Source organism: Kitasatospora sp. NPDC007106 (assembly GCF_040634455.1).
Taxonomy (GTDB): domain Bacteria; phylum Actinomycetota; class Actinomycetes; order Streptomycetales; family Streptomycetaceae; genus Kitasatospora; species Kitasatospora arboriphila.
The window spans coordinates 1-4,009 of the sequence record NZ_JBEYFP010000560.1 but is presented as its reverse complement, the minus strand read 5'-3'; the positions used below and the strand labels follow the sequence as shown (position 1 = coordinate 4,009).

At 75.0% G+C, this 4,009-nt stretch carries 5 protein-coding genes; 1 reads left to right on the top strand and 4 read right to left on the bottom strand.

Going from position 1 to position 4,009, the window contains the following annotated elements; all coding sequences use genetic code 11:
- From ABZ641_RS28375 to ABZ641_RS28360, 4 genes are all read right to left on the bottom strand, one after another.
- Positions 1-998: urease subunit alpha (locus ABZ641_RS28375; RefSeq protein WP_359986230.1), on the bottom strand; the 998-nt coding region annotated here is incomplete at its 3' end.
- Complete coding sequence (locus tag ABZ641_RS28370) at positions 991-1,302, bottom strand: urease subunit beta (RefSeq protein ID WP_359986227.1); 312 nt, start codon at positions 1,300-1,302, stop codon at positions 991-993. The genes ABZ641_RS28370 and ABZ641_RS28375, both read right to left, overlap by 8 nt.
- Before the next feature lie 14 nt (positions 1,303-1,316).
- A complete protein-coding gene (locus ABZ641_RS28365) occupies positions 1,317-1,619 on the bottom strand; it encodes an urease subunit gamma (RefSeq protein ID WP_344628329.1) in 303 nt (100 codons plus the stop codon).
- A 312-nt stretch (positions 1,620-1,931) separates the two neighbouring features.
- Entirely contained in the window at positions 1,932-2,897 is a 966-nt protein-coding gene (locus ABZ641_RS28360; RefSeq protein ID WP_359986223.1) for an endonuclease/exonuclease/phosphatase family protein, read from the bottom strand.
- Positions 2,898-3,161: 264 nt separating this feature from the next.
- Here ABZ641_RS28360 and lepB point away from each other — a divergent pair, with 264 nt between their 5' ends.
- Entirely contained in the window at positions 3,162-3,776 is a 615-nt protein-coding gene (lepB, locus tag ABZ641_RS28355; RefSeq protein ID WP_359986220.1) for a signal peptidase I, read from the top strand.
- Positions 3,777-4,009: the final 233 nt, after the last annotated feature.

The window sequence follows — 4,009 nt, the reverse complement described above, 5'->3', positions numbered from 1 at the left end:
TGGCAGACCATCAGCATGTCGAGGTGCTCGTCGACGGTGTTGACGGTGTGCGGGCGGGTCGGATTGGTCGAGCTGGGCAGCACGTTGGGCTGCGAGACCACGGTGATGATGTCGGGGGCGTGGCCGCCGCCGGCGCCCTCGGTGTGGTAGGCGTGGATGCCGCGTCCGGCGATCGCGGCGAGGGTGTCGGCGACGAACCCGGCCTCGTTCAGGGTGTCGGTGTGGATGGCGAGTTGGGCACCGGTCGCGTCGCAGACCCGCAGGCAGGCGTCGATCGCGGCCGGGGTGGCGCCCCAGTCCTCGTGGATCTTGAAGCCGAGTGCGCCGGCTCTCAACTGGTCGTGCATGGCGGCGGTGTTGACGGTGTTGCCCTTGCCGAGCAGGCCGATGTTGAGCGGCAGGTCGTCCATCGCGGCGAACATCCGGGCGAGGTGCCAGCCGCCGGGGGTGATGGTGGTGGCCTTGGTGCCCTCGGCGGGGCCGGTGCCGCCGCCGATCAGCGTGGTGATGCCGGAGGCGAGGGCCTCGTCGGCGAGCTGCGGGCAGATGAAGTGCACATGGGCGTCGATCGCCCCGGCGGTGAGGATCTTCCCGTTGCCGGCGATCACCTCGGTCTCCGGGCCGATCACGAGGTCCGGGTGGACGCCGTCCATGGTCTCCGGGTTGCCGGCCTTGCCGAGGGCGGTGATCCGGCCGTCCCGGATGCCGATGTCGGCCTTCACCACACCCCAGTGGTCGAGCACCACCGCGCCGGTGATCACGGTGTCGGGGGCACCCTCGGCGCGGCTCGTCCGGGCCTGCCCCATCGACTCGCGGATCACCTTGCCGCCGCCGAAGACCGCCTCGTCGCCGCCGCGGCAGCGGTCCTCCTCGACCTCGATCAGCAGCGCCGTGTCGGCGAGCCGGATCCGGTCGCCGGTGGTCGGCCCGTACAGGTCGGCGTAGCGCTCGCGGCTCAGCCGCAGCGCGGGGGCGGACGGGTCGCTGCGGTCAGCCATCGAGGGCACCTCCGGTCTCGCCGCGCAGGCCGTGCACCTCGCGGCGGCCGCCGATCGGCACGAGTTCGACCTCCACCGGGATGCCCGGCTCGAAGCGGACGGCGGTACCGGCCGGGATGTTGAGCCGCTGCCCGCGGGCAACCGCCCGGTCGAACTCCAGCCCCGGGTTGGCCTCGGCGAAGTGGTAGTGCGAGCCGACCTGGATCGGCCGGTCCGCGGCGTTCACCGCGGTCAGCCGGGTGACCGGCCGGCCGGCGTTCAGGCCGATCTCCCCCTCGCCGTACAGGATCCCGCCCGGCGTCACGGGGCCCGGCGCGCTCACTGGATCGGCCCGTGGACGGTGACGAGCTTGGTGCCGTCCGGGAAGGTGCACTCCACCTGGACGTCCGGGATCATCTCGGCGATCCCCTCCATCACGTCCTCGCGGGTGAGCACCTGCCGCCCGGACTCCATGAGTTCGGCGACGCTGCGGCCGTCCCGGGCGCCCTCCAGCACGTGCGAGGTGATCAGTGCCACCGCCTCGGGGTGGTTGAGCAGCAGGCCGCGGGCCCGCCGCGAGCGGGCGACGTCGGCGGCGACGTGGACGAGCAGGCGCTCCTGCTCGCGGGGGGTCAGCTTCATCTGTACGCACCTCGGGGTGGGAGGTCGGACGGTGACGAGGAGGACATTGGATCCGCCCTTTGTTGTGCACCGGTTACGCCCTACTTTCCGAGGCGTAACCGCCCAGCCCCCGCCCTGGTTACGGGCTCGGGCCAACCACCAGGGGCGCGGGGAACTGCGCAATGCGGGAGCGGGTATCCAGACTGTTCGGGGTAGGACCTGGTTCGTGCGTGACCCGCTCTCGACCTGCGCAGTTCTCCCCCAGCCTTCAGCCGGGAGGTGCCCCCACGCGCCCCTATTGGCTCGCCCTCCGCGCCCCTGGTGGCTGACCCCTCACAGCCGGATCCGGGCCGCCACCGGCAGGTGGTCGCTGCCGGTCCGGGCGAGGGTCCAGGTGCGGACGGGCGTAGCCCCCCGCACCAGCACCTGGTCGATCCGCGCCAGCGGGAACCCCGCCGGCCAGCTGAAGTCGAAGCCGCCCCGGGCGGGCGTCAGCCGGGAGGTGACCGGGGCGAGTCCGCGGTCGTCGAGGGTGCCGTTCATGTCGCCCATGACGAGGATCCGCCGCAGCGGCTCGGCGTCGATCGCCGCCGCCAGCAGCCGGGCGCTCTCGTCGCGCCGGGGTGTGGTGAACCCGGCCGCCGGCGAGATCCGCACCGAGGGCAGGTGCGCCACGTACACCGCCAGGTCGCCCTTGGGTGTCCGCGCGGTGGCCCGGACCCCGCGCTTCCAGTACTCGTGCACCTCGGCGGGCTTGAGGTCCACCGGCCGGACGTCCGACAGCGGGAAGCGGGACCAGAGGCCGACCGTCCCGGAGCGCGCCCGGTACGGGTAGACCTCGCCGAGGATCCGCTCGTACACCCCGGTCGCCGGCTCCATCAGCTCCTCGACGGCCAGCAGGTCGGCGCCCGTCCCGGCCAGCCGGGCGGCGGTGCCCTCCGGGTCGGTGTTCTCGGCGGCCACGTTGTGCTGCACCACCGTCAGGTCGAAGGGCCCGCCGTCGCCGCCCGACAGCAGTCGGCCGCCGAACAGCCCGGCCCAGGCGACGGCCGGCAGCAGCACCGCGGCGAGGGCCAGCCGTGAGCGTCGGAGCAGCGCAGCGGCCAGCAGCAGCGGCACTGCCAGGCCGACCCACGGCAGGAAGGCCTCCAGCAGGCTGCCGAGGTGCCAGCCCCCGTCGGGGACCAGCCGGTGGCCGATCAGCAGGAGTGCGGTGAGTGCCGCAAGGGCGGCCGTCACCCGGCCGCGGGGCCGGGCGGGCCACCCCTCGGGTGCCTCCGGCTCCGTCCGCTCCGCCACCGCCGTGCTCCGGCCCCCCGTGCTGTCGCCCCGTGCCACCCGCAGTCCCTCCGCCCTCGGCCCTGTCGCCGTCCGCTGCGAGGACGCCGTACCCGGTGGGGCGGGTTCCGCACCGGCCCCCACCCGGAGGGAGCAGTGCATCACCCGTGTGCGGCGGGGCCGGTGATCGTCCGTAGGATGACGCGGCCCCGCCGGACGGTCCGAGCCACGGGGCGGGGTGAAGGAGCAGGCAGGGTGGCACGGAGACGGCGAACAGGGATGCGGGTGGCGGTGGGCCTCCTGGCGGCCGGGCTGGTGCTGGGCGCGCCCGCCGGGACGGTGCTGGCGACCCGGTACCGGGCGCACGCGGTCGGCGGGTCCGGGATGGCGCCGACGCTGCGGCCGGGCTCCGTGGTGCTCACCGAGCCGGTGCCGGCGGACACCGTGCAGCGCGGTGACCTGCTGCTGCTGGACGCGCCGGACGACCGGGCGCCGGGCCCGGTGGTGCTGCGGCTGATCGGCACCGGCGGGGACCGGGTGGCCTGCTGCGGCGCGGGCGGTCTGCGGCGCAACGGCGCGCTCGTCGCCGAGCCGTACGCGCTCGGCGGCGGCCGGGAGTTCGGCGTCCAGGTGAATCCGCACCGGCTGTTCGTGCTCGGCGACAACCGGACCGGGGCGCTGGACTCGCGGGTACCCGAGCTCTTCGGCCAGGGGGACGGGACGCTCGCCGAGGGGGCCGTCCTCGGCCGCGTGGTGTGGGCCTCCGGGAGCGCGGTCCCCGCCCCGGGCAGCGGTACGGCGACGGCGCTCGTCCGGGTCGCCGCCGCCGGCGCCGTGCTGTTCCTGCTGGGTCTGCTCGGGCTGCCGGTGGCGCTCCTCGCCGCGCGGCGCCGTTGCTGAGCGGCGGCACCCCACGGGGATGCGTTCGGCGGCGGTTGGCAGGTGGTTCGTTCCCGGTTCACCGCGTGGTGCGCACCGGCCGCCTAGGGTGCCGGGCATCGACCGAAACCCTTGGCAGGGAGGCCAGATGACGCAGCGTCCGATCGGTGGGGAATCCTCGCGCCGCACGTTCCTGCGGGCGACCGGGGCGGCCGGCCTCGGTGCGGCCGCGCTGACCGCGGCGGGGGCGGCCC

Excerpts from the sequence above, each read along its gene's own strand:
- ABZ641_RS28365 (WP_344628329.1), bottom strand. The coding sequence starts at position 1,619 with ATGAAGCTGACCCCCCGCGAGCAGGAGCGCCTGCTCGTCCACGTCGCC.